Here is a 26996-nt window from a genome sequence, read left to right as displayed (position 1 = left end):
GTCAACGCGAGTCGATTCTGTCGTGATCGTCAGGCATATTGTGCCGATATACAGGAATTCCTTATGTCGCAAAATACTTTTGATGCACTGAATTTCATTAAAACGCCTGTGTGGCTGATCTCCCCCGTTTCCGGCCATATTATTTTCGCGAACACGGCCGCGGCTCACGTGATGGGGGATAAAACACTGGATGACCTGCGCAAAGGCCCCTTCTCAGCAAATGCGCAAGCCGTGCTGTCAATGTATATTCCTGAGCTCAAAACGGATCAGGAAATTGTCGAAATCTGGACAATCTGGCGCGACGGACATGAAACCGCGTTGAGCTGTCGTCTTTCGCTGACCTACCACCCGCCGTACGGCGACATGATCGTTTTTGAAGGGATTTCGCATCCGGTGCCGACAGGGCTTAAAGCCAGTCGCTCCGCCACTTATCAGCGCAAAAAACAGGGGTTTTACGCCCGTTTTTTTCTGACGAACAGCGCACCGATGTTATTGATCGACCCCGCCCGTGATGGACAAATAGTCGATGCCAATCTGGCAGCGCTTAACTTTTACGGCTACTCGCATGATGAGATGTGCAACAAGCATACCTGGGAAATCAACACGCTGGGGCGGGATGTTATTCCGGTAATGAGTGAAATCGCCGCCCTGCCGGGTGGGCATAAGCCGCTCAACTTTGTGCACCGTCTTGCCGATGGCTCAACCCGCCATGTTCAGACCTATGCCGGGCCGATAGAGATATACGGTGATAAGCTGATGTTGTGCATTATTCATGACATCACCGAGCAAAAACGGCTGGAGCTTGAGTTGGAACATGCCGCACTACGGGACGCCATGACGGGCCTGCTCAACCGACGTCAGTTCTATATTATCGCTGAGCAAACGAATCTCACTCACCTTCCCGTACAGCAGCAATTCAGTTTGCTGCTGGTCGATACCGATCATTTTAAGAATATCAACGACGTTTTTGGTCATCTGAAGGGGGATGAAGTGCTCATCTCGCTTTCGCGTACGCTGGAAGCCTGTAGCCGGAAAGAGGATTTTGTGTTTCGCTGGGGGGGCGAGGAGTTCGTCATTCTGCTGCCGCGCACGTCGCTCGACACCGCCATGCAAATCGCGGAAACGATCCGCGCCGCGGTTGCCCGCATCACGATCCCAGGCCTGCCGCGTTTTACGGTAAGCATTGGCGTGGCGCGACACAACCAGGATGAGAGTATCGACGATCTCTTTAAACGGGTGGATGACGCGCTTTATCGCGCCAAGAATGACGGCCGCAATAAAGTCCTGGCGGCGTGAAACTGGTGTATCGGATAAAGCCCCGCTACAATGCCGGTCTTGATTGAAAACAACAATGGGTGGGTAATGTCTGCAATGGGAAGAACAGAAATAATCCTCACCATAATTATTTTAATGCTTATTATTTTCGGATTGTGGTTTATCTTTAGCGGCGAGATCTGGTTAGTGGCGGAATATATTGAAAACAGCATTTATCCCACTTTCGACGCGCTGTAACGCACGTTTAATCCGTTGTTTCACCTACCGGAATTATCAGGTATCGGTCTTGTTAACAGACGCGTAAGATACGCGCCGTTATCCTCCATTACGTTGGTAACGAATTGCTAAATCACTTGCTTATTTTGCCCGTGCTCTGACGGGCTTTTTTATTTCCGACATTTGCGCTACACCAGGTTATATCGAAAACATCGTTATCCATTAAAGAGAGAAAATGATGAGCAAGAAGATCCTGATGCTGGTGGGCGACTACGCCGAAGATTATGAAACGATGGTTCCTTTTCAGGCCTTACAGATGATTGGCCACCAGGTTGACGCGGTCTGCCCCGACAAAGCGAAAGGTGACTATGTCATGACGGCGATCCATGACTTCGACGGAGCCCAGACGTATAGCGAAAAACCCGGCCACCGTTTTACCCTCAATGCCGATTTTTCTTCCGTCAACGAGCATGACTATGATGCCCTGCTCATCCCCGGAGGCAGAGCGCCTGAATACCTGCGGTTAAATGCTGACGTGCTGAAGCTGGTACAGGCATTTGACGCCGCGCGCAAACCCATTGCGGCCGTATGTCATGGCCCACAATTGCTGGCAGCCGCCGGGATCCTGAAAGGGCGAACCTGTAGCGCCTACCCGGCCTGCGCGCCTGAAGTGCGACTCAGCGGCGGCGAGTACGCCGATATCGGCATCGATCAGGCTCACGTTGACGGTAACCTGGTCACCGCGCCGGCCTGGCCTGCGCATCCGCAGTGGCTGGCGAAATTTGCGAAGTTATTGGAATAGGCTTGCAAGGCAACCAGCTCTTTACATACGCTCTTCAAGCCAGACGATCGACCGCAACAAAAAAGCGTTCTTCCGTCAAAAGAGCGCGTTCTTTAATGCTCTGAAACTCGCGCCGGATAAACCAGCCCGCTTCCGGCGCCATGCTCAGGTAAAACACCTCACGAAAGGCCGGAGCTTCAACACGCATTCTTACACAACCCGTTTCTCCTGCACGGAAGAGCTGTTCTGGCACGATACTGACACTACGCTCGCCATGCTGCAGAAGGATAGTCGCTATCTCATAGCGGCAAATCCCGCTGCTCAGGCTATAACCTAATGTGCTCAGATCGTGAAGATACTGACGTGATAACGTGACTACAATGCTGGTGCCCGCAAACCATTCAATGATTTGCTGCGCCAGCTCCTCTACACGCTGGCAGAATTCAACGATTTCAGCCTCAACTGAGCTGTTACCTGACGTTATGTTCTTGTTACTCTGTTGCACTTTTTTAAAGAAACGTTCTCTGGCTGACACGTTGTTGCCTCTGTTCATTTTCACACGGTTAAACCTGGATCCGCGCCCCCTGCGCTGACCGGCCATATTTATCTTCCCGGATGCTTCCTTGCCTTCTTAAACGAGGGACCGTTTGTAGCTATTCCGCCGTTTTTTGTTTCATCAGGGCATAACGGGCAATCAACTGCTGCAGATGCTGTTCTGTCTCGCTCTGCTGCGCAGCAGGCCACGGCTGGTTTTCAGGCAGTTCTGCCAGCTGCCGCAATTGTTCCTCTGCAGGCACGGCACTGTTAAATGCCTGCATCATGGTAAATACCGCTGATTTCAGCTCGCTGACCGTCATGTACTTACCCCGCTGTTCATCAAGTGCGTTAAGCCGGTTCGCCAGTTGTTTCAATTGGGTCATTCCCTGATGCCAGCCAGTCAGATATGGCTGCGGAAGAGCTGCAACGTTAACCTGCTGCTGCCACTGTTGCGCCAGCGGTTTCGCCTCTTGCGGCCAAAGGATCAGCGCCTGCTGCACCAGGCTATCGCCGTAGCGCCATGCCCAGTCAGGTTTCAGTTCCCTAAGCTGTGCGAGCCGATTTTGCGTCTTGCTAATCCCTGCCACGGGTGATGGTGACGCTTGTCGCAGCACCTGCAACTGCGCTTTGGATAATTCGTCAGGTAAAGGCGCCAGAGTGGCATCGAGCTGCGTTTGAGCCCGGTCTGGCGTATGCATCGTCTGCCATCCCCATGCCACCGAACTGGCAATCACCAGCATGGTCGCCACTCCGGCGGCAAATGGCTTCCAGGGCTTCACCGGAGGCGGCGCGGTCATCACCTGCCTGTGTGGCTGCGCGACATACACCCACCTGACGTGTTCTGCCGGGGCCGTAAAGCTGGCCGGGAGAACAGCACCGCCCGCCTCCTGCCCGCCGTCGCTGTTTTCCAGCCGTACCGCCGCGTTATGGACCTGGGTTCGCAGGGCATCGAGCTGGCTGGCATGCCTCAGTTCAAGACGCTGCAATATGTCGCCCAGTGCGTTCAGGTGCTCTTCTGTCTGGTACAACTGGCTGAGATCGGTACAGGTCAGCGTCAGGGTGCGCATCGTCTGTTGTAACCGTCTGCTGAGGGCGCTAAGAATGTCCATACGCGCATGCACAGGCTGTGGCCAGATATTGCCCCACTGGCGGGAGAGGAGCGCGTCCAGTAGTGCCAGTCCTTCGTTCATGCCGTACAGACCGGCCAGATGCGTGCGGACGAGCGTATACCAGGCCGCGGTCTGCAGTTCCACCCCGTTGTGCTCAAACAGCGACAGACAGAGCTTTTCTGCCTGCGACCAGTTGATGTCCGGTCGCGCCGGGTGGGTCAGTTTGTTCATTTCGTCACGCAGGGCGGCGTAATCCGCAAGCGTGCGCGGGTCGCCGCCGGTTTTGAGGTGGCGTTCGGATTGTGTCGTCATGATGGTTTCAGCGTGAATAAAAATCAGAGTGCGGCGCGGGTATCAAGGTACTGCTGCTGTTTCAGGTGGCGGATTAACACCCTGCCCTCCGGCATAAATTCCGTACCGTAACGGACCAGACCGATGCCCTTCAGCTCCGCGTCGATGGCGTAGCGCAGTTCGCCGGGAATAGCCTGTTCAAGCAAAACCACATCGATTCTCTTAAGCCGGGGCTCGTACTTAAGCAATACAGACGATAAGATCCCCATCAGTTCATGGGTCGTACCCGGCATCCCCTGCAGAATTTTGGTCATATCCGGCAGACCATAGTCCGGCAGGTGCGCCAGCGTACCGGCACGGCAATTGAGCACGCGCTGCATGTTATCAAGTACGGATAAAATCACCTGGTTCTGCTCACTGACCTGGTGCAGGCTCAGACCACCGGAAAAATTACCAGTCAGCATTTCATACAGCGATGGTGTGTTATGTCCCTGTGGCATCAGTCATCCTTTCGCGGTTGTAATGTCAGATGGTTATTCCCGGCTTCAAGAATGCGCGGTTTATCCGGATCGAGATCTTCACGTCTGAGCACCTGTTTCCAGGTGTTGTTAACCATATCCGGATGGCGGAACAGCCCGGCCACCGCGACAAACTGCGCGCCTTCTTCCATCGGCATATCAAGGCTCACATCCCCGCCCGGCTTCACCACCACGTCACGGCTGGTCAGAAGGTCCGCTTTAAGAATGGTCTCCCCGTCCTTCAGCAGCTGCTGATAGACCGTTTTGTCGAAGATCTTGCGGTCTTTCAGTTGATACACGCGGACTACCACGGGCTCAGACAGCGAGTTACTTTCGCGGGAATCGGTGTTCAACGCTTCACGGGCGGTGAAATCCAGATGCAGTACCTTAATTTTTTTATAAAACACGGCGTTAAATGCCGATTTAGTGCCATCAGTGATACCCTGCGTCATCCCGCAGCCCGTGAGGCTGAACGCCAGCAGTGCAGGCAGCCAGCACGCGGGTTTAATCAAACTTGTACGTAACACGTCGGTTTCCTTGTTGTGGTGTTGCAGGTTGCAGGCCGGTGTAATAGCCCAGTTCCGTCGTAAAGGTTTGCGGGATATCATCTGCAAACGCTCCCTCCTCCGCCCCCAGTACGCCATTCATGCCGAGCCAGAAAGATCCTTCACCGAGCGGTGGCACGGCCAGCAGGCGGGTCAGGGTTGTCAGGGTGATTTTTGCCTTAAAACGCCAGCCAAGGTAGACACGCAACATCACCAGGAAGTCCTGATACAGCAGACCGTCCGGTTTCCAGCCCTGTGATTCCTGTTCGTTATCGGTGGACAGTGCGATCAGCAGCTGGCTGCTGGCATCCATCGCTTCATCTCCAAGTGGCGTGTTGCCATCCAGTAGAAAATCGTCATCACCGTAAAAACCCAGTGGCTGACTGACCTCCACCGGACGCAGGCAGTACGGGCTGACCGTCACGGTGGTATCCGGTGCCAGCAGGCTCACCAGGGCCTGTATCCCCTCCTGGGTTTTCCCCGGTTGCTGAAGTACACCCAGCAGAGCCAGAAAACGGGATACCGGTGTGGCAATGTGGTTCGCGGTGCCGGGAATACCCAGCCCCACCAGGCCCAGCAGCGACTGCGAAATGCTGTCGGTCCCGCCGGGCTCAAAGGTGGCCGGGTAAGAGTACTTACGCCAGATGCGGTAAAACTGCGTCAGGATGCGGTGGCTGAAGATATCCAGAAACCCCTGCAGCGCGTCATGTCCTTCACGGCGCTGAGTGATGTCATCAAGATACGCCGTCGGCAGGGGGGAATCGACACCGTACATTCCCATGAAGGTCGCTCGAATAACCGGAGGCGTGTTGTCATCGTCTTCGTCATATTCGACACACTTCAGTTCACCGGCCGGGAACCCCATCCCCGGATGCGGTGCAAAGCGTACCGGATCATCTGCGGGATGACTGGTTGAGCCCATCAGTGGCCTGCCCGGATGACGTTTCTCCAGCAACTGACAGAAACGATAAAAATTCATGCGGTGCAGATCGGCTTCCAGCCGCGGGGTCAGCCGGGAATGCGGCGATTGTGCTTCTCTTCCCATTCCAGGCGCTCTCCTGTCGGTTGCAGAATGATAATCAGGCGGTTAAACAGATAAATGTCGGTATACAGCGCGAAGAAACGGCTCAGCATCTCACCAAACAGACAGATGTCGCCGCGCCCGGCAAAGCCGTGGCTGTCCAGCGTCACCTCAATCTGCACGCCACGAACCAGATAGCCCTGCTCAAAGCGCGCGGTTTCACGGTGTTTCACGTCGAGGATGGCTTCCAGGCGGCGGCGGTTCATCTCGCTGTCGGTCCATTCATACAGCGCCAGGGTCCCGCGCAGCACATCGGCGTTATCCATCATCGACAGAAACCCGCTGCCGAGGTGACTCAGCACGCGCCAGTGAAAACGGTCCTGCGCCGGTGGATAACAGGGCAGCGTTGGTGCACACAGATTGCGCACAGCAATATTAGCCGAAGTCGTTTTCATCACCGTATCAAGTACAGTACTCTGCAGCGCACGCCGTGGCAGCTGGCCGTTGGTACCGGTGAGCGTCAGCGACAGACTCTCATCTTCCGGCACCGTATGGTTATCAAACGCTTCACCGCCGAGGATGAGCCAGGTGTTATGCAAACCGGATGGCCCCCGGCGCACGCGGGTGTGGTAGTAATATTCCGGGGCTTCATGACGCATCATTCCGCCTTTGTGACGGAAGCTCGAAAACGGCACGTAGGTATGCAGGCTCGATGACATCACCGAATCCACGGTGTATATCTCGGTATGGCCATCCTGCACACGCATCGGGCGCAGCATATATTCGGTTTGTAAGGAGTTAAGCGTCAGTGGGTCAGATTCCAGCGGAAACAGGTTAATCACCGGCACGCAGTTCAGGCGCAGATGCTTTTCGGTAAAGCTGAAATCGTGCTCCCAGCGTTCTGCCAGCACCACATCGATTTCAAACCAGGGGAGTTCAGCCGGAAAGGCCACGCTCTCCAGTCCGCGCAGCCCCGTAAACATGAATTTCTCGCGAAAGGTGAAATACTCCAACAGCAACTGGTAACCGCTGAAACTGCTGTCCCCCTTCGGCCACAGTCTGTCATCATCACCAAACCCCAGTGCGGTGAAATACCCGTCCAGCGGTCTTCTGTCCGTGTCACCCGGCATCCGCAGCCAGAGGCGCGCAGTGTTCATGGTAAAGGCTTCATGCATGGCGCAGGCCAGTGGTGCGTCAGCATTGAAATAGAACGGGATCTGGCTGAGATCGACACAACTCCAGTCAGCCAGATGGCTGCAGCTGAAGCGCAGGCTGATGACCGAACGCCCGTCCGGATCAGTCGACAGGCGGGCATGCTCCAGTGCCAGTGGCTGTAGGGTTATCTCTTGAGTTGTGGTGTAGCGACAGCGTGTGCCTTTTTCACCGATCGGTCGCGAGTTTACTTCGAAGCCTTTGTCAATACGCATCGGTTCTTTCATCTCACGCCAGTCGGGGGTGAACTCCACCACCGACATCGAGGGAATAGTGCGCAGGTAATGCGGCCACAGCAGGCTGACCAGCCCTTCGGTCAGTTCAGGCAGATCGTCATCAAGCTTCTCGCGAAGACGCCCCATGAGGAAGGCAAAGCCTTCAAACAGACGTTCCACGTACGGGTCGCGCGCGCCCGCTTTATCAAGATTGAGCATTGCTGCCTGTTCAGGGTGAGCACGGGCAAATTCTTCGCCCGCTTCCAGCAGGTAGCGCATTTCGGCGTCGTAATAACGCAGGGTTAAGTCGTCCATATATTTATATTAATTTCTTATCATTTATTAAACACTGGAAATTTTAACTTTAAACATACATTTCCAAGAAAACAGGGCATGTATCAATATTTGTACTTGAATGCCTTTATTTTTTTAAAACACAAATCACCAGGATCATTCTCCAGAATCTCATTATTAAATCCATCGTTTACTTTGATCGACACAGAACACGCACCTGCTGTTGAGGAAAGAATGAAATTCTGACCCCCACCACCAGTTGAATTATATTCATATTGACCACCGATTCTCCAACCAATATCGATTACTGCGTCTCTTCTAATCAGAGATATAAATGAAGCAGTAAATTCACTTATCTCACCTGGAGCTATGATTTTAGGTTTTGACCTTACAATTCGCTCAACTTCTTCAGGTTCGGGTTCGACGTCATAGATACTCTCACCAGCATATATGAAAAGAGGTTTGTTAGTATTATTTGTAATCGTAACGAAAGGTCGTATCGGGAATATGTGAACAATAAGCACCAACAACCCCGAAAAGAATACAATGTAACCCAGAAGTTTTTTCTTTTTCATAATCATTCCTCAATTTTATCTGGATTATCTGTATTCCAGCACCAGTGTTTTTCCTTTGAGTGAGGTAGTAGCACATCAGGTGTTTGATCGAGCGCATCAAGTATATTAATCACAGTTAAACTGTCTGCATATTTCCCGTGTTGATGGAACAGAGCAAAACCGATTTTCATGCTCGTAACGTCGTCCACCGTATCGTCACCAATCGCTCCAGGCGTCATATTTTGTTCCCAGGTAGAACCTTTTAAGAGCAATGATTCTGAAAAGCCGACACTAAGGCCAACATAGCCATAATGTATGTTTGACCAAGCATCATAAAAATAATCATGCTGTTTGAACTTGTGGTAATAAGACCTTGACGGTTTCCCTTTTCTGGGTAATGGTCGCGCAACTGCAACCGACGAAAATCTGTCGCGAATTTTCGGTTTGTGATCCCAGGTAGAGCCCGTTTTTACGGTCTCATACCAGACAGCCATTGCAGCAGGTAAATCAGGTTTTGGATATTGAGCCAGCTTTGCGTAGAAAGGGAGCTTATTCCACTCGTCACGCCTTTGGTTTAACGTATCCTCGTCGATTAAATATCTTATTGTGTCTGCAGTCTGGCTTCTGACATTCGTCTTAATTTCTTTGAGTATATAGTCAGCAACCTTTATCGCACCATCAGTATGCTGACAATGCGGCTTACTCTTAAGATCCGACGACTGCCCGGTAGTCGTGACTGCTGGAGTAGTTGCCGGTGAAGTTGCAAGCGAAGATGCCGATGAAGTTGCTGTAGCTGTAGCTGCCGTTGTCTCCCCTGCAGAATTAGCGCTCCCTCCACTCTTCTCATATGTATCATCCATCATCGACGGAATAAACTTCGCCTTACACGGACAGGAGCTGTAGCTGTCGAGTGTTCCGGCCATTCGCCTTCCGTGAATGATATCGTTATCAATGCCACCGGCTACCTTGTAAAGCCCTACAAATTTACCACAGGTCACGCCGTCCTGCTCCCTGGCAACAGGTTTACCAAACAGTGTGTGATCTTCTGCGCCCGTGATAATTCTTCCGCCGCAGGTCGTTTTGTCACCTTGCACCAGATAAAAACCTTTTGCTGGCATATGTTTTTCCTTATTTGCTGAATTCAGTCCTGGTTACCCGCAAAGCACCGCACTGCCTGCCGGGTCAAGCGCAATCAGACCAGCCAGAAGCTGGTCCATCTCCGGCTGAAGCCGTGACTTATCGGCTTCACTGCGTGTGGCTTTTATGCGCAGCAGTCGGAAGCGGCGTGATTTCACTTCAAACAACAGCGCCGGCGTCCACTGCGCGAGGGTGATGGACTGTGCGGCATTGTCGAGCTCACCCAGTAAATGCAGGGCCAGTTCATTTTTACCTTTCTGCTCTGCCACACGGGCCATCAGCAGACGCAGCAACCATCTGTCTTTGGTGTCGGTCCCCGGGCGCGTCTGCAGCCAGTGGAGTGTGGCATCCAGTCCTTCGCTGTCTGCTTTCTCCAGTGCTTCAGGTTCAAGCGCCAGAATATCGTTATCACCCGTACTGATAGCGCTGACAGGTTCATCCCGCCAGCCGGACATATCGTCCAGCACGCTCTGGTTTATCCAGTTCAGCGTGACCTCATCGGCAAACGGTGTCCCGTCGTTAAAGGCCAGGGTTTCAAGCCCGGTAAGACGGCGCAGCAGCCCTTTCAGGTCGGCAGTGATGATGTCGGCCAGCACATCCTGCCCCGACTTCATCAGGGCCTGATGGGTATACCACTGCAAATCCAGCCAGAGATGATTGGCACCGCGCGAGAAGGTATTGTCCGCCTGATCCAGTATTTCCAGCCAGCTCTGTTGCAGATAGAGTCGCTTGAGCATCGCCCGCTGGTCAGCTCGCGGCGGCTCGATGCGCGTTTTCCCGTCAGCATCCGGTGCCGGAATAGCACTCAGCGTGTCATGACGCAGGCTTTTCATCAGCCGGTGCGCCGCAAGCCAGCCACCGGGTTGCTCACGCAGGTACCCCGTCAGGGTGCGAGCCTGAGCCAATAAGTCCTGACCCGAGGTGATGCGGCTCAGCACTGGCGCGCCCTGTTCTGTTGTGTGAGATGGCTGCTGACTACGTGTCTGATTGCTTGCGTTCTGCGGTACAACGGCATCCACGCCCCCGCCTTTCATCAGACGGGACTCAAGAGCGCTGTACAGGGCATTCAGCTCCGCCCGTGATGCTTCAGGCTCTGTCTCCAGGCTGTCAGCAATGAGCAGTAGCGCCCCGGCGGTACGCTGTGCATCCTCGCGTACGACCTCCGGGTACAGTGACAAACTGTCCAGTACACGGGTACCGCCGAGCCATTCCAGCGCGGCCTTGCGGCTGCGGTCCCGCCGGGGGTGAAGCTGCATGCCGTAGCGCTGCAGTAATCCTGCCACCAGTTCAAGCCCTTCGGCGAAGCCAGCTTCGCCATCCTGGTGCAGGCGCGCCCAGCAGTAATAAGTCGCAACCCGGATATCTTTTGCCGTGGTGGTCATCAGTTTTTCGGCAAGCGTGCAAATCAGCCCGGTATCGATGCCGGAAAGCTTATTGACCTCCTCGCGAATGCGCTGGAAATCATCGTCATATCCCGGGTCTTCTCCCGTCGGACAGGTCACGCTGACCGGAGCAAGCCAGCGCAGCCAGCGTTCCGTACGAGTCTGCGCCTGCTGTCGCAACAGGGTTTCATCCGCCTGACAGGCGGCAACCAGATTCTGCAAAATATCCATTATTCCGTTCCGTCCATATCACTGCTTTCCGTACCGTCCATCAGCGCCTGCGCCGTGGCCGCGCTGTCGACGCTAAATATCTGATCCGGCAGTGTAAAGCCGCGCAGTGCCAGTAACGCCAGCGGCCCGCTGCCCAGCTGTGAACGCAGCACCCACTGCAGGGTACGGCCATCCGGCGCGGTGAAACTCATCACCCACTGACTGCGATCAAGCTGCGCACACTTGCCCTGGTCCAGCCAGCGAATAAAGCCCCAGGTCCCGCTGTAATCCCCGAACAGACGCGCACCGGCGTTGACCGTGGTCCAGGTCAGCATGGTTCCCGGCTTGTACGTGTCTCCCGGCCAGCGGAAGGACTGCCAGTCAGCCATCTGGTTGAAGTAGTGCAGCTTTTGTCCATCAACAGTCAGTTGCGTCTCCACCACCTGCGGTACCGGACGCGCCTGCAGTTCGAAGCTGATACCCTGGCTGCCGTCGGTAAACAAAATGTCCGACAGCTGACTCAACTGATTAATCGCCCGCAGGAAGGCCGGGTTAAAACTCAGCCCCTGGCTGTTGACTTTATCCGGCACCCACTGGCTGCCCTCCTTGTGCAGAACACCACCGAGCTCTGTCGTCAGGAAGCGTTCAATACGTCCGCTGTCCTTACGCACAAATTCAGCCAACATCGGCAGGGAGGCATCACTTTTACTCGCGGCAAACGGGAAACGTCCGTCAAATGCGGTGTGCCAGTTCGCCACCACAGAGCGGCTCCACTTGTCATTGAGGCTCGCCGCCGACGGCTGAAGCACGGTTTCCCAGGCCTGGGTCAGCGGCTGCACAAACATCGTGCTGCCAAAACCACTCCACTCTTCGCCAAGACTTGCAGAAATGAGGCTGCCGTATTGCTGGGTGTCGGTCAGGTCCACGCTTTTGCCCTGGAATACGGTCTGCGCCAGGGTCTGCATCATCGCCTGCGGGTCAGAGGCGCTGGCCACCTGTTGCAGGCGCAGACGCACGCGGGTGATACGGGTCAGGTACGTCTGCAGGCTCAGGGAGTTATCAGCCGACATGACGTTGCTGCCCTTGTTTTTACCCAGAAGCTGAAGCAACGGTCCAAAGGTGTCATCCAGCGGCCCCTGCGGTCCTGACGCAGACTGATCAATCGCAGGCTTATCTTTTCCACCTACGAGATCTTTAGCCGATTTGATGATGGAGTCCGAAAGAGCTTCGCGCTGCTGTCCGGTCTGTCCCTGCCAGGCGAGGGTATTCATCAAGGCGATCAGCGGTGACTGGCGGACATCACTCATCAGCGTCAGCTGGTCGGTGACATCCGCTATGTTGTTCGCCGGATTAAGTTGCAGGCTGTTGAGGAAGCTCAGCCAGCTGCCAGCAAAGTCAGTGAAGTAGCGTTGTGTCAGACGCGCTTTCAGTGCTTCCGGCGACAGGTCTGAGGAGACGGCTTTCCGGCTGTCGCTCAGTACCCAGTCGATTTCATCCCGGCGGGAATTTGCGGCCTTTTCGATAGCCTGCTGAATCCCCCCCTCCCAGGCCTGACGGGTGAACATTCCCGGTACCACCTCATCGGTGGTAAACAGGCGACGGGCATCGGTACCGCCGGTCATGTCCTCCAGAGACACATCGGCAAAGTTACGGCGCACGGATTTGAGCATGTTCTCGTACAGCGTGCTTTCCGCGTTGCGTCGTCCTATCTGCTGCAGCAGCACCTGGCGGCCCTGGCTGACCAGCTGCACATCCGGCGTGATTTTCCACTGTGGCTGCGCTGGCAGTTCGGATATATAGAAAGCCCACAAATCCGGTGACAGGCTTTGCCACAGGCCTGCTGAGATACCCATTCGCGTCGGCTGCACGGTTTTCATGGTCTGTGCGTAGAATACGCCATCAGCTTTATCCGGACGAGCCATCATCAGCCAGGCTTTCAGCTGGTCATAGCCCGGTTTCGCCAGTCGTGCCCGCTGGTCACTGTTGGGGGCAGAATTTGCCAGCGCGCTGAGCTTCTGCTTAAGCGCCTCATTTGCCGGGTCGCGTATCAGGCGGTTGTTTGCCACGCCGTACCAGGGCAGCATCGCATCAAGCAGCTGCTGATTATGGTCGAGGCCGAAGCGCTGATACCAGGGCGCGCCGTCCTGGATACGGTGCTGCAGGCGGCCGGCATCATTGCGCAGGGTATGCAGGGCCGTCAGCTGGTAATCCGATACGGAAGGGTGCTCCACCAGGGCATGCGCCTGCTGCGCAACAGAGACTATCTGTGACCGGTTAACCGCGAACGACAGCAGCGTTCCCGCCCCCCAGAGACCGATAATGGCCATCAGCGTCCAGGCAAGCGTCTGCTCCCACGCCATACCGACACGGCGGCCACGCACTCGGGGGCAGTCGTCAACGATACCCTGCCAGGTTGCCGGCAGGGTCAGTGCATGACGCTGTGACCCCGGAATATACTGCTCAGCGTCGGCTGTGCTCGCTGACGTACCAGCAGTTTTCTTCTCCGGCAGGCTGAACATCAGCCCCCGCAGGGGAACGCGCTGCCGGGAGGCAGCCAACCATGGCACCAGTTGCTCAGTCCAGCGGACGATACCACCGTCCTGGAGATGCTGGCCCAGGCGCAACAGGAAGTCGTGGCGGTTGTTTTCCGAGACCTGACTCATCCCCTGCGTCCGCAGCGCCGGCAGCATCCGCTCCAGTTGGCGGATCACGTCGCCTTCTTTTGCGCGGAGAGGCAAGCTTGCGCCTACCGCCTGCTCAGGACGCGTATCCTGCGACCAGTTGCTGTCACACAACTGCCACAGCCAGACCGGGGCGGAATAGCGCAGCAGTTCGCTGATTTTTTCCAGCCCGCGTAAATCGTTGTCGCTGATTTGCGGGGTCAGCTTAAGCGACTGCGGTAGTACACGGATAATCCCGTCCAGCGGGCGTCCGCGTCGCAGCTTGCGCAGCGCGATGTATTTTTCGCGGTCAGGCTCCGATGCCAGGCCGCCGCCGTAAATCAGCACGGTGCGGTTACCTTCAAGCCACTGCTGCTGTTGCAGGCCAGGTACCAGTTGTTCGATTGCCGCCTCATCGCCAGTGATTAACAGCAGACGGGTTTTGCTGCGCCAGTAAAGACTTATACGGGAGCGGAAATGCGCCCGAATCCTGTCACACATGACCACCGCAGGGTGAACAGGGTCGTTATCATTTTCCCGTTTCTTTTTCTCATCATCACCACTGGCATTGGCGACAAGCGCATCAAACTCCTTTTTACCGGCACTGAGAGCAGCCCACAGGTGCACAACCAGCATGATAAATGTGCATCCTGAAATACATCCGCCAGCGATAAGCCAGTAAGTTTGCTGCTGACTACCGTACTGAATCCCGGCAATATCCGGATGCTTCCAGACCATGAACGTCATAGCGGCTAACAACAAAAAGAAAATCAATGTGACAGCAAGGTAGCGGCCTTCCGTAGACTTCGGTGCAAAAGCAAAAGGTAGCTTCACGGATCCATCTCCTGTCGGGAAGCAATCGGGGTAATCAGTGTGCTCCACAGCACATTCTGTGTCGTATCGCCACAGATAATCATCTGTGGTGACTGTGTTTGTCGGGCGATTTCAGTGGCGGCTGCGATGGCCAGCCAGGGGGCTGCGGCTCCGGCATGCCCCATGGATATATCGAGTGAAATAACGGAGTCGTTCGCTACAGACTGCGCAGGATGCGCATTCTGGCACGCGATCACTTCTGCGCGTTGCTCACCCGTCATCCCGGCAAGCCATAAATTTTTAACGATATTTTCTTTGAGCGGGACGTTCCAGGCGGCCATGTTCATTCCCTCGCTCAGTTCCCCTGGAGGGGAAGCATCTGGCCGGTGTAACAACGCGAGAGGTTCGAGTGCCTCCTGTGTCAGGCGGTTGCCAAGAAGCAGCGCTACACCGGCCTCAGCTGTGTTGTCAGAATCGGCCGGATTAAACTGGAGCCCCACAATTAATAACATTGCTTTATCTTTAATACATACGTTCAGCCAGCGGTCAATTATGCTGAGTCCACTCCCTTCACCATATTCAACAGGATGGGTAATATTATTTTTTTGCCAGGCCTCGTCCCAGTAATGGCGAATACTCTCAAGGGGCAGAGATGTTGTTATATCAAAAACAACAATCAGTGGGACTTTGTCAGGGAGTTGTGCAAAAGGAATGTCAGCAATCAACTGGGAAAAAATATTAGTTATCACGAATTTTGACGAGTCCTGCGGGCTAGATGAAATTTGGCTCATTCTGGTACTTTCATTACCATCCCGGTCGACCTGTGAAACAATAATGCTATCGTTTTTTTGCATGGCAATAGCTATATCTTTCTGTGCAACAGATGAGTGGCCGGTAATAAAAGTTGCATTCAGCACCTGCAGCGCACGTCGAGCCTTACGGGTTTCTCGAAGAATCCACTGTTCTCGCTGTTTGTCAAAAGCATTTGCTTTGCTATCCCGCAATGCCCAAAGAAGAAAACAACAAGCAAACAGAATACTCCACAAAGAAATAGGTAAACCTAAAGCCAATTTCCAAAAGTACAGATTTCCGACATAACGCCCAAATATACGCATTAAGATAACACTGATAGAAAGCATAACAACCAGAGCAACAAACCAACGAGAAAATCTCAGAGGTTCAGGTCTGGGATAGCGTTCTGGCAAATATTTAAGTGTATATGACATTCATTTTCTCATATTACAGAATAGCTAAACTGGCTTGAAATGAAAATGAGGTGAAGATTAGACCCATTGCATTACCACCCCATTAAAACCCACATTTAAATAAATGAACGCTCGTTTAATAAAGAGTAATTGCGTTAATTTATTTTTGTTGTTGAAATAGCCTTCCATTTTTTCAACATGTAATTTAACAGAGGTATATCGTTTTTTAGATTATGATCTGGAATTGGAGGGTTTTCACCACCATAACCCTCGTTTGCAACAATGATGTGCTCTTCCCCTCTTAAAGCATGCTTCACTCCATTTTTATACGCAAAGTATTTTACAGTTACTGGATCTATCCCACCAATACATCCAATTTTATAAGCAAATAAAACTGTCCCTTCACCATCGGTGAAACTATTGTTTACTTCAATTGATTCTTTTATCACATTCAGATTAATGTCTACATCACAGTTATTAACATAATCATTTAGTACCCAATCAACCTTTCTCTTCGTCACCTGTTTTACAGATAGATGCTCTCCCGTGTTATTTTTATTGATTTCCTTTTCTATCACCAGAAAATGTTCGCCAGAATCGTCGTTCCACTTTGCATTGGAAATAAGATCCTTAGCAAAAGTAGAGTTCATTGGATAAATAAGTAACATACAACTTATCCTAATAATCAGGAAAGGTGTCAAATAATGATTTATCAACAATACATCTCCCTTTATAACGAGATGCTTACTTCAATACTCACAAGCTATTTTCCCAGCATGAATTTATTTGCAGCTTTGCAAGCTAAAGTTCCGTCAGGAAGAGTATCAAATAAAGAGGTGTAATTATACAGAACTATTTTTCCATTAACTTTCTTAAATTCAATAAAATATCCATACGCACCATCATCATCACATTTTTTTCTCATGTACTCTGGTAGCGCAAAAGATATATTCCATACACACACTTTTTCTTTTGGGTAAACTGCCGAGGTGTTAACAGGATACTTTGTTTTTTTGTCAACACCCCAGCCATAGTAAACCTCAGATACATTAACAAGTGTACTGTATTCATTTTTGATCAATAAATCACTTTCAATATAATGCCTTACTTCTTGTAAAGACATTTCAATCAGCAACTTTTTATTGTTTTCCTTAAATATCTCTCTTAAAGAATTTATATTTGCATTATCCATACACTCTTCTGCCAGTACGCAGGAACTGTAACCAAGGAACACCGCTAAAACAAAATAACACTCCATGTTGCCTCCCTTATTTATTACCTCGTTCTTTCATCCTCATTCGAGGGTAGATTGACTCTAAGGCTTTCACGCAACTCTGCAATATTAGACATCGTAGTTTCCCTCATATCTGAACTTATTATTTTTTGTGCATAAGGGTAATATGACTTAGGTATAAAGAATCCAATCAGTTCATAATTTAAACGCCCATTTATATAAAATTGATATAATGGATTTATTGTAACACTATTTCCTTGATTTCCGCCAAGCACACCTATTTAACCATCTTCAAAAAGACAGTATATAAAAGCAACATGCCCTGTCCAGGAGCCTTTTTTCTGCAAAACAACTATTGCACCATATATAGGCTCAGATATATTTATGAAATTTTTGTTTTTTTTGAAGGATTGAGAACTGGCGCTACCCTACCTGCATATTCCGACCAAAACCAACCGTTGATGCTATATTAATGCCAGTCTTCTTATGGTAGTTTATTCCACCATCTCCTTCCTTTACACGCTTCCATTTCCATCGAGTATCTCCTTCCTCGAATGCAACTGTCATCCATGGAGCCTCTCTCTGTTCATTGGGGAGTAACGCAATTGGATTTCCGCCCCCCCCCCAACCGATTCCAGTATTTTTTACTGGTGCTTACCTATCTATTTTGTTGTGGTTTTTTATTCACTGATTTTGAGGCTGGAGGATTAACTGCTGGTTCTTCAGACTAATCAGTAGTATTGCTACCACTTTTGCTTACAGAAATTGATTATCAAGGGTGCAATTCATTAGGAAATTATATATTATACTACCGAGCAATACGTGTCCAACCCAGTAAGCATTTTAAATTCTCTTCCTCGAAATTTGTGAACATCTAAGTCTCCGCTGTTACCCTATTATCCAGCTATACGCACCAGCAATACGCCCACATTTGGAGTTATATTTAATACCAGAATAGTATTCATCAACTTCATCCTGAACACTGCCATACCAATGGCCAAGCTCTGTATTTTTATTTTTCTTAGATTCAGGAATTAATTTGCCACCAATAGTTATATCAATATTTACACCATTTTTCTTCACTGTCTTTTTTTACCTGTTACTAACTAACTCCCTAGATCGACAATAAATAACCAGACCCAACAACTCCTTAACCTAAAAACAGGCCAACTCTATTACTAGCGTTAACATTATACTTATTTAACATAATATTTAAAAATCAATTTACTTTGCGCATTGCTCGAAATCTTTCTTATCTAAGGCTAGATTTTTTAGGCCTTCCATAGTAATTTTATTTGCTGCTAGCTTTACACTTGCCTCTTGAGAGAAGCAAAAATTACCATTTGTATAAAAGTAAACCTCTTCTGTTTTCTCCGGAGTATCACCTTCAGATTTGTATAAAGTATCAGTCACAAACCATTTAATATCTTTACTACCTTTAATAATCCACAATTTTTCCATGCCGAGACATTGTTCAGAATCTTCCGCATATCCTGAATTATATTTCCTGTCCGGTATAAGATATTGGGCATTAAAGTTAAGTACTACATTGCACCGGCTATAAGGCTCATCTTTCCCTGGTACACCCTCGCGGTTAAAAACAAAAGGATATGCATACTCAACACCTAATTTCATAAAAATATAATAAGGAGGAAACCCAACATCTGGAGCATTAACCTTGTATACTTGAGATAAGCCGTAAGGCTCCCCTTCTTTAAAAGTATAGTTTTTTACTGCAGCTGATACATCCGCAGCATTCGCAAGCACACCTGGTGAATAAAAATTAATCACACCAGCTAAGCTCAGCAATATAATTGCATTTTTCATAATCACTCCAGAACTCATTCACACTGTTTTGTATAATCAACTGTAATTTTTACCGTATTTCTTCCTTTTTGCACATTTATTATCTCCTTAGAATCTGTATTTACAGCATCATTTAAATAGTAGAATGCAAATCGTGTATAAGCCTGTCTTTCAAAATACCCATACCCTCCACCATTAACAAGAACAGAACATTTGCCGATTGTATCTGATGTAATACCATTATCCGGAACTCGATTTATATTAATTTCGTGACTATGATGTTTTGAAACCCAATAAAAACCTGCACTATCAGTTGCACAGAATGAATCTTCTGCAATAATTTTAGGATCGTAGCGTGGGTGCCATTTTTTTAAGAGATCATCATCAATAACAGTATGCTTTTCACGGGTTTTCTTATCTACAACTGTTTTTCTGGGGTCAGCCCAATAATGTTCACTTACATTTGTTATTCGGTCATCATCGTAAACATATTCAGAGGATTCATCAGGTAGTTTTTCTACAGTTCTAAATTTTCTATAATCATCAAAATTTTGAGGCCAAGTTAACTGCATGAAACCTCTACCATAAAATGGCTGATAATACTCAGCTGCAGGGGATACAAATTTACCTTTACTATTTTTTTGTCCCTTCCCGCCTTCAGTCATTGTCCTGAGCATGCCAGTTTCAATATAAATCTGTCCTAAAAATGCAGAACGTCTAAGCGGAGATATTATATTGTACTTATTACATGCATTGTTAAAATCTTTCACATATTTTTCCCATCGACCAAAAGAAGTAGCCCATGGAACTGTCACATTAACAGGCTTGCTGGGGTAGCCTTCGTAATATTTTCTTGGAATCATGGAGGAAAGTTCTTCATGACTAAGCCAGCCGCATCTTCTTAAATGCTTGATAAATTCGGTGGAATTGAAGTGCCACAGCCTGCCACTACTGAATGCTCCGGAATCAAAGCACAACGCTTCTGCATGAGCTTTAAATTTTGCATAATCTGCTTCCGTCATCGGAGCACGCTTATCATCTCCCGTTTTCAGCCATGAAAAACGGGTGTCGATCGTACTTTTTTCCCATTCGAACGGGAAATGACAGATTAACTTTCCACACTGATTATTGTACTCACCGTCCTCCTGCAGCTTCCTGATTATGGCCGAGCTACACTGACTATTACTGTCAGCATCGTCATCGACCAGCTGCCAGCCCGTCCAGTGAGGAAAATCAGCGTCACTGAACTTTTTGATGTTCGCGTCAGCGAGATTAACCATCCCTTTGCCACCCGGGTAATTCACGGTCATCCATAATGGCGCATCTGCCGGTGCCAGCGTTTCGTGCTCCGTATTGATCACCCGGCCAAAACGAAGCAGTTCAAACCCCGCGCTGGGGCTTTCCATATAATTCCGCATCGCGGTTTTATAAAGATTATATTCGTAGTCTTCACCGTCAGCATTCACCAGAGGGTCGCCCAGCAGATCATACTTCCCGTCAGTCTGTGTATTTTTCTGGCGGGTCACCATCGTGCAGCTGCCTTGTGCCAGAGTCATACTGACATACAGCGGCGCACTGCTGGTATACAACTCCGAAAGACCGGTTATGGAAGTACTGTTATCTGCGGGAGCCTTGTCATAAAACTTCGTTCCGGCCGGAAGATAAAAGTGAATATCGCCGTAAACTGCATCGGTTCGGCCATCTTTCGACACATCCAGTTCACGGGTCGTTCTGCCCGCCAGCTTGCTGATATTGTCGTCATCACAAAAAATCTGGAAATGGAATTCATTCTGACCACTGCACATTCCTGAAGAGCCCAGGGGGGCTTTACGGTATATTTTTGCATCCTGTTTGATTTCTGCCTCCAGAAATTTCATATGCATATACAGTGAATAGAATACGACCTTCCCGTCTTCTCCGCTTCCTATCTCCGTTTCATGCTTCAGCAACACATAACCGTCATCTGTCGGTCCGCGATAATTGAGTGGTTCTGCATCTTTAGACGACGATGGCTGGCGGAACGAAACCACCACGCCATCAGCAATTGCCCGTATTTTTTCAGGAGAATTTCCTTCGTCTGTATGTGTAATATGAGCACCCCCATGCCAGGATTCTGCTCCGTTCAACGGGAACCCCTGGTCTGTATTTACCGGCATCATTGCGCCAGTCCAGTCGGCATCAGTCTGGGATGCAGTTCTGTTTCTCAGAAACGGTGGGCTGATAATCATGTTATGACTCCGTGTCAGGAAAAAAGGAAATAACTGGCTGGCGCTGTTGCTTCCGGACCAGCAGGACCAGCACCCGGGACATCTTCATCTTTGTCTGTTTTTTCTTGCTGGTTGTTACCGGAGCTGGCAGGCTCTGCTACTACCGGAGCAACACTCGGAAAATCTTCTGGTTTATTTGCCTTCTGCTGACGATCATAAAATCCTGCCCGTGTCCGGTAATCCCCGAGCGTCGCCGCCTCAATCGCATTCGCATCCAGCGTGATATAGCTCCCGCCGCCGTTCAGCGTGATCTTCTTCTTCGCAAGGATCTGGATTTCATCTTCCGTGCTGACGATGCTGATTGCTTTTCGTGCCAGCAATTCCATCAGATCGTTCTGTGCCTGTACCTGCACCGCCCCCTGGTTCGCGATGAGCCTGATCCCCAGTTTGCGCACAAACACGCTCAGGGCATTGCCCACCCCAATGAACAGATTTTTCACCACGCTGATGTCCGCATTTTTACCGGCCGTGGCAATCAGGTTCTGCCCGGCCGATACCTGCAGGTGTTGTCCGCTGGTCAGTGCCATACCGTCCGGTGCGCTCATCAACAGCACCGATTTTTTGAGATCTGTCAGCTGCTGTTCCAGCAGGGTGATTTGCGCCTGAAGATCGGCCGGGTTCGCGGTCGCCTTCTGCGCATCACCGGAGATGGCTGTCATCTGCTCCCGGGCATCGCCGAGATTGCTGACCGCCGGCTGCATCTCCAGCACCTGGCCCTGCGCCCTGGCCTGGCCGTCAGCACTGATAAAAATCCCTTTCTGCGCCCGGATGGCGCCCCAGCTGTCCGTCCTGAGCTCAAACCCCTCGCCGCGCTGCTGTTTTTCGCTGTCGACCAGGTGGCCGAGATTCAGCTGGCTCTTGCCGCCGTATTCCGTGCTGACCTTGATATGCTCTTTCCCGCGCTCGTCGTCGAGGCGGATTTTGTTGTTCGCCGGGGTGCGCAGGACGTTACGTTTGTAGTTGCGGATGGTGACGTGGTCACCGTGCGCCGAGTCGTGCAGCACGCCGGCAATGTACGGCCGGTCCGGGTTGCCGTCTTCAAAACCAATCGCCACCTCGGTACCCGCCAGCAGCGGCAGGTGCAGGCCGTACGTGTCGCCGGCATACGGGCGGGACTGACGGACCCACAGGCTCTCGAATCCGGTCTCCCAGTTGTCCCGGTCAAACAGCATGTTGACGCGGTAGCGGCCGTCCTTATCGATATGCCCGTAGGTGTCATTTTCGGTGGTACTGGTGACGCGGGCCGGTAAGGTGCCGGCCATCACCGGACGGCTGCCTGGCGCCGGGCGGAAACAAAAATCAGGGCTGTCCGGGATACCGTCAAACCTGACGCCAAAATCTTCATCACGCCGGGCATGGCTGTGCATCGCCGTGACAACCACGCCCTGCGCAAACACCTCGGCCACTTCGTACCCACCGGTGACTTTCACTACCTGCCCCGGAGAGAGCACCGGGCAGCTGGTGAAAGCCCTGGTCTTCGTCTGGCCATTCAGGTAGCGCTCGTGACGAATGCGGGCGTAAAACGCCCCGGACTCCGGCGCCGGGTTGCGGTCATACGCGCTGCCGGGTGTCAGGTAGTTATCGGCCCAGTGATAGGCCTCACCACAGGTGGTGGTATCCCCGCCGGTCGCATCCACCAGGGTATTCATGTCTTCCGTGGCCTGACGGTAGTTGTAGTCGCGGGTGCTGACCGCCTTCTGCACCACGTTATGGTGGCTCTTCATTTCCCACACCGAGTCCACACCCTGTGAGTGCTGCCCGGACGGCGGCACCGACGGCAGCGTCAGGCCTTTCTCATACCCCTGCTGGCTGTCGTAAAACTCCACCACGTCGATGTTCAGCCGCGTGTCGGTGGTGAAGCGGAACCAGATACCGACTTCACCCAGCAGGCGGGTGATAAAGTGCAGGTCGTTCTCACCGTACTGCATCACCTGCTCACGGCGTGGATACTCTCTGGTGAGCGAAAACAGGAAATCCTGGCCGCGCATGCCGTGGCGCTCGCGCAGGATTTTCTCCACAATCTGCGGGACGGACATGTCCTGGTAAATGGCGTTCTGGTGCGAGCGGTCAAGCAGTGCCAGACGCGGCTCAAGCGTTACCGCGTAGCGGGTTTCATCTTTTGAGGTGCCCAGGCGCTCAAGCCCGCTCACCATCCCCTGTATCACCCGCACGGGCTGCTGGATTTTGATGCCGTAACCCTGGTCAACCGGAGCCTGCAGCGTCAGGGAAGCCGCTTTCATCAGCATCATCTCTTTGCTGATGGCATGGTCCGCGCTGGTGAATTCAATACGGTAGCGGAAGGGTTTGCTCAGGGCTTCATCGCCCTCAAACGCCAGCACATCAAGCCCTGCGTCACAGCCCTTCACCGAAAGCAGGTGATGGCTGTGGCTGAATCTCAGCGGGGGATTACTGCTCATGCGTGCACTCCTTCTGTGCAGTCAAACTCCAGTCCGATCCCCGCCTCCTCACTCCAGTTCAGGGTCAGGTGCTGTGGCTTTTGCCCCGCCGCCTTATGCGTCAGCAACTGCTGGCTCAGCACCGGTAAAATCTGCTGGTTCAGCAGGCTGTCAACGTTGCGCGCCCCGGTGTCCGGCAGCAGGCAGGCGGCGGTCAGGGCGTCATACAGGCTCTCGTCAATCTGCGTGGTCAGGTCGTAGTGTCGGTTCAGGCGCTTACTGACCTGTGCGAGCTTCATCTCCACGATGGTACGCATGGCTTCCTGCGTGAGCGGACGGTAAATCACCGTCTGGAAACGGGCGAGTAAGGCTGGCTGGAAGTGGTCACGCAGGATTGGGCGCAGCAGTTCGTGCAGGTCACCTTCGGTGGCCTCCGGCTGTTCATCCAGCAGTTGCATGATGTGGTCGCTGCCGAGGTTCGAGGTCATCAGAATTACCGTGTTACGGAAGTCGATTTCACGCCCCTCGCCGTCGCGCATAAAGCCGCGGTCAAAGACCTGATAGAACAGGTTCATCACGTCACGGTGGGCCTTTTCCACCTCGTCCAGCAGCACCACGCTGTACGGGCGCTTGCGCACCGCCTCAGTCAGAATACCGCCCTGACCGTAACCGACGTAGCCCGGCGGGGAACCCTTGAGCTGGGACACGGTGTGCGGCTCCTGGTATTCGGAGAGGTTGATGGTAATCAGCGACTTTTCGCCGCCATAAAGCGCATCGGCGAGTGTGAGCGCAGTTTCGGTTTTCCCTGTACCGCTCGGCCCCGCCAGCAGGAAGACGCCCTGCGGCCCGTTCTCCGGCGTCAGGCCGGCTCTGGATGCACGCAGGCGCTGTGCCACGGCGCTCAGCGCCGCGTCCTGGCCCACCACGCGTTTACCGAGGTGCTCTTCGAGGCGTAACAGTTCCGTCTGCTCATCCTTCATTAATGAGGAGAGCGGCACACCGGTCCAGTCGGCAATCACGGTGGCGACAGTACTCGCGTCCACATCCAGCCCCAGCAGCGGGTTACCCTGCTGGACTTCACTCAGTTGCTGTTGCAGGCCGGCAATCTCCGCCTGACGGGAAAGGTCCGCACGGCAGGCGAGCAGTTCTTCCGTGATTTTCAGCTCCTGGCCGTACTGCGCTTCCCGTTCGTCGAGCTCCAGAATAATGCTGACTTCATCCTGTTCGATGGCCGCCAGACGTTCACCGTGGGTGAGGTTACCCACCGCGATATCTTCCAGTAACGCCTGCTTTTCCATCGCCAGTGCCGTGAGCTGCGCCTTCATCCGGGTCAGCGTCTCCGGCACGGTGTCGAGGCTCATACGTACGCGGGCCGAGGCGGTATCCAGCAGGTCAACCGCCTTGTCCGGCAACTGACGGCCGGTCAGGTAACGACGGGAAAGGGTCACCGCCGCCCTGACCGCCTCATCGGTAATGTGCACCCCGTGGTGCTGCGCGTAGCGGGATTTCAGCCCCCGCAGCATCAGGCAGGCGGTGTCGTCGTCCGGCTCGTCCACCTTCACCATCTGGAAACGCCGCTCCAGTGCCGCGTCGCGCTCAAAATACTGCTTGTATTCGCTCCAGGTGGTGGCCGCGATGGTCCGCAGTTCGCCGCGGGCGAGCGCCGGTTTCAGCAGGTTGGCCGCATCCGCGCCGCCCGCCTGGTTGCCTGCGCCGATAATGGTATGCGCTTCGTCGATGAACAGCAGCACCGGGGACGGAGACTGCTGTACCGCATCAATGACGTTTTTCAGGCGCTGTTCAAACTCCCCCTTCACGCCTGCCCCCGCCTGTAACAGACCGAGGTCCAGCGTGCGCAGGCTCACCGTTTTCAGGGTTTCCGGTACATTCCCTTCGGCGATGCGCAGCGCCAGCCCTTCGACCAGCGCGGTTTTCCCCACGCCCGGCTCCCCCACCAGAATCGGGTTGTTCTTGCGACGCCGCGAGAGAATGTCCACCATCTGGCGGATTTCCGTATCACGGCCGAAAACCGGGTCAATTTTGCCCTCACGCGCGTTAGCGGTGACATCAAGGGTGAATTTATCCAGTGCATTCTGTAACGCAGGTGACAGTTCGCCCTCTTTCACCTCACTGCCGGACAGCGGCACGCTGCCGCCCTGCGCCAGTTCTTCTTCCTGTTGTACCTCTTCGCGCTCATCTGACTGTGCATCCAGCAGCGGTCGCAGACGCTCAAGCTGGCTCACCCCCAGCGTCAGCAGCGGCCATAAACCGTCGCAGCGTACCAGGTTCTGCCTGTCCACCAGCGCCATCAGCAGGTGCTGGCTGCGGATCTGCGCTTCGCCTGCCAGCGAGGCGCGCAGCCACGCGTCCTGCATCAGGGTCTGAGTGCTGTCCGAAAGCTGCGGGCGGCTGCGCACTGAACGGGGCAGCTTCTCCAGAAAATTCAGCAAATCCTGCCATATCCCGTCCATATCCCATTCATAACGGCGGGCCAGCACGGTGAGATCGCCTTCACCCTGCTCCAGCAGCTTCAGCAGCCAGTGCTCGGGCAGGATTTCCGCATGGGCGCGGGTCTGGCACAGGGAGGCCGCGCCTTCCATCGCAAGGGCGCAGTAGGGGTTCAGACGACGTAACAGGCTGGCTGGATTTTCCATGAGACTCTCTCTTTATCAGTTCCGGACACGCTACCGCCCGTCGCTTTTCCTGGTATTCAGGAACCCAAAGCGCATAAGGTCGGGCAGGCAGATTGTGTTTTTCTTTGCTGAACGTCCGCGGTTACAGGCGTTCAGCAAAAACGGCGGACGGGAAAACCCGTCCGCACAAGACTCAGGCGGTGGCGCGTTCGTTCCAGGAATCGGAATGAATGATGTTGCCGTCCTTGTAGGTCCAGGTGATTTTTTCGTAGCGCAGCTCAATCTGCTCCAGATGGTTGTGCTTCTCGAAAGACGGATCCTTGATGTCATGCATCACCGGATTCACCTTCACGACCTTCACATTTTCCAGTCTGGTGTTGAAGTACTCCACTTCCTGGCCGGCATCGTTGATTTTGTACCACTTGAACTCAGCCGATTTCAGGGTCTGGCCGGTGGTCACCGCCTTGTACAGATACGGGCTGGAGGAGTCGATCTCCTTGGTGAACAGGAACGGCGTGTGGATACGGGTGCCGGTCAGCTTGCCGGTGTTGTTGTCGGTCGGGATGTACAGGTTGTGTTCCTGAGCCACCACTTCGATGCTGCCTTCACGATCCTGAACGTCCACGGAACCTTTGATGTCCGCGCCGCCATCGTCCTTCAGCCACAGATAAACAGGAATTGCCAT

Annotated in this window: 22 protein-coding genes; 3 read left to right on the top strand and 19 right to left on the bottom strand. The window is 52.6% G+C overall.

Going from position 1 to position 26996, the window contains the following annotated elements:
- The first annotated feature begins 63 nt into the window (after window positions 1–63).
- The 3 genes from NQ842_RS11840 to NQ842_RS11830 all read left to right on the top strand — a co-directional run bounded on the left by NQ842_RS11840 (window position 64) and on the right by NQ842_RS11830 (window position 2293).
- Window positions 64–1296 (top strand): sensor domain-containing diguanylate cyclase, encoded by a 1233-nt coding sequence (locus NQ842_RS11840; protein WP_046887799.1) that lies wholly within the window; start codon window positions 64–66, stop codon window positions 1294–1296.
- 30 nt (window positions 1297–1326) lie between these two features.
- Window positions 1327–1512, top strand: a complete 186-nt coding sequence (locus tag NQ842_RS11835; protein WP_014832103.1) for an Ecr family regulatory small membrane protein — start codon at window positions 1327–1329, stop codon at window positions 1510–1512.
- Window positions 1513–1729: 217 nt separating this feature from the next.
- Window positions 1730–2293 (top strand): DJ-1/PfpI family protein, encoded by a 564-nt coding sequence (locus NQ842_RS11830; protein WP_063411570.1) that lies wholly within the window; start codon window positions 1730–1732, stop codon window positions 2291–2293.
- 34 nt (window positions 2294–2327) lie between these two features.
- On the opposite strand, the gene NQ842_RS11825 is transcribed toward NQ842_RS11830, so the two are convergent.
- From NQ842_RS11825 to hcp, 19 genes are all read right to left on the bottom strand, one after another.
- Complete coding sequence (locus NQ842_RS11825) at window positions 2328–2807, bottom strand: hypothetical protein (protein ID WP_257256929.1); 480 nt, start codon at window positions 2805–2807, stop codon at window positions 2328–2330.
- A 118-nt stretch (window positions 2808–2925) separates the two neighbouring features.
- Window positions 2926–4230: a VasL domain-containing protein gene (locus tag NQ842_RS11820; protein ID WP_257255853.1), complete on the bottom strand. Its 1305-nt coding sequence runs from the start codon at window positions 4228–4230 to the stop codon at window positions 2926–2928.
- Between the two features lie 23 nt (window positions 4231–4253).
- On the bottom strand, window positions 4254–4709 hold the full coding sequence (tssE, locus tag NQ842_RS11815; RefSeq protein WP_038419559.1) for a type VI secretion system baseplate subunit TssE: 456 nt from the start codon (window positions 4707–4709) through the stop codon (window positions 4254–4256).
- Window positions 4709–5254 carry a type VI secretion system lipoprotein TssJ gene (tssJ, locus tag NQ842_RS11810; protein ID WP_257255852.1) on the bottom strand — a complete coding sequence of 182 codons (546 nt, stop codon included), beginning with the start codon at window positions 5252–5254 and terminating at the stop codon, window positions 4709–4711. The genes tssE and tssJ overlap by 1 nt, the downstream gene beginning before the upstream one ends.
- Complete coding sequence (tssG, locus tag NQ842_RS11805) at window positions 5232–6317, bottom strand: type VI secretion system baseplate subunit TssG (RefSeq protein ID WP_013096442.1); 1086 nt, start codon at window positions 6315–6317, stop codon at window positions 5232–5234. Before tssG ends, tssJ begins: the two co-directional genes overlap by 23 nt.
- Window positions 6281–8035 carry a type VI secretion system baseplate subunit TssF gene (gene tssF, locus NQ842_RS11800; RefSeq protein ID WP_257255851.1) on the bottom strand — a complete coding sequence of 585 codons (1755 nt, stop codon included), beginning with the start codon at window positions 8033–8035 and terminating at the stop codon, window positions 6281–6283. Before tssF ends, tssG begins: the two co-directional genes overlap by 37 nt.
- An 83-nt stretch (window positions 8036–8118) precedes the next feature.
- Window positions 8119–8589 (bottom strand): hypothetical protein, encoded by a 471-nt coding sequence (locus NQ842_RS11795; protein ID WP_257255850.1) that lies wholly within the window; start codon window positions 8587–8589, stop codon window positions 8119–8121.
- A gap of 2 nt (window positions 8590–8591) precedes the next feature.
- Window positions 8592–9686: a polymorphic toxin type 44 domain-containing protein gene (locus tag NQ842_RS11790; protein WP_257255849.1), complete on the bottom strand. Its 1095-nt coding sequence runs from the start codon at window positions 9684–9686 to the stop codon at window positions 8592–8594.
- 33 nt (window positions 9687–9719) lie between these two features.
- Window positions 9720–11318, bottom strand: coding sequence for a type VI secretion system protein TssA (tssA, locus tag NQ842_RS11785; RefSeq protein WP_257255848.1), 1599 nt, complete (start codon window positions 11316–11318; stop codon window positions 9720–9722).
- Complete coding sequence (locus tag NQ842_RS11780) at window positions 11318–14791, bottom strand: ImcF-related family protein (protein ID WP_257255847.1); 3474 nt, start codon at window positions 14789–14791, stop codon at window positions 11318–11320. Before NQ842_RS11780 ends, tssA begins: the two co-directional genes overlap by 1 nt.
- Complete coding sequence (locus NQ842_RS11775) at window positions 14788–15996, bottom strand: hypothetical protein (RefSeq protein ID WP_257255846.1); 1209 nt, start codon at window positions 15994–15996, stop codon at window positions 14788–14790. Before NQ842_RS11775 ends, NQ842_RS11780 begins: the two co-directional genes overlap by 4 nt.
- Before the next feature lie 134 nt (window positions 15997–16130).
- Window positions 16131–16643, bottom strand: a complete 513-nt coding sequence (locus tag NQ842_RS11770; RefSeq protein WP_083021404.1) for a M949_RS01915 family surface polysaccharide biosynthesis protein — start codon at window positions 16641–16643, stop codon at window positions 16131–16133.
- A gap of 95 nt (window positions 16644–16738) precedes the next feature.
- Window positions 16739–17167 (bottom strand): hypothetical protein, encoded by a 429-nt coding sequence (locus NQ842_RS11765; protein WP_044159353.1) that lies wholly within the window; start codon window positions 17165–17167, stop codon window positions 16739–16741.
- Window positions 17168–18097: 930 nt separating this feature from the next.
- The gene (locus tag NQ842_RS11760) at window positions 18098–18292 is read right to left on the bottom strand and encodes a hypothetical protein (protein ID WP_257255845.1); all 195 of its coding nucleotides are present in this window, start codon (window positions 18290–18292) and stop codon (window positions 18098–18100) included.
- Between the two features lie 141 nt (window positions 18293–18433).
- A complete protein-coding gene (locus tag NQ842_RS11755) occupies window positions 18434–19036 on the bottom strand; it encodes a hypothetical protein (protein ID WP_083021405.1) in 603 nt (200 codons plus the stop codon).
- 14 nt (window positions 19037–19050) lie between these two features.
- On the bottom strand, window positions 19051–21243 hold the full coding sequence (locus NQ842_RS11750) for a M23 family metallopeptidase (protein ID WP_257256897.1): 2193 nt from the start codon (window positions 21241–21243) through the stop codon (window positions 19051–19053).
- Window positions 21244–21257: 14 nt separating this feature from the next.
- Complete coding sequence (locus tag NQ842_RS11745; RefSeq protein ID WP_257256896.1) at window positions 21258–23699, bottom strand: type VI secretion system Vgr family protein; 2442 nt, start codon at window positions 23697–23699, stop codon at window positions 21258–21260.
- Entirely contained in the window at window positions 23696–26332 is a 2637-nt protein-coding gene (tssH, locus tag NQ842_RS11740) for a type VI secretion system ATPase TssH (protein ID WP_257256895.1), read from the bottom strand. Before tssH ends, NQ842_RS11745 begins: the two co-directional genes overlap by 4 nt.
- Before the next feature lie 172 nt (window positions 26333–26504).
- Window positions 26505–26996, bottom strand: a complete 492-nt coding sequence (hcp, locus tag NQ842_RS11735; RefSeq protein WP_038985100.1) for a type VI secretion system effector Hcp — start codon at window positions 26994–26996, stop codon at window positions 26505–26507.

Source organism: Enterobacter cloacae complex sp. R_G8 (assembly GCF_024599795.1).
Lineage (GTDB): Bacteria > Pseudomonadota > Gammaproteobacteria > Enterobacterales > Enterobacteriaceae > Enterobacter > Enterobacter dissolvens.
The sequence above is the reverse complement of the archived record's forward strand: the minus strand, read 5'-3'. Positions and strand labels throughout refer to the sequence as shown.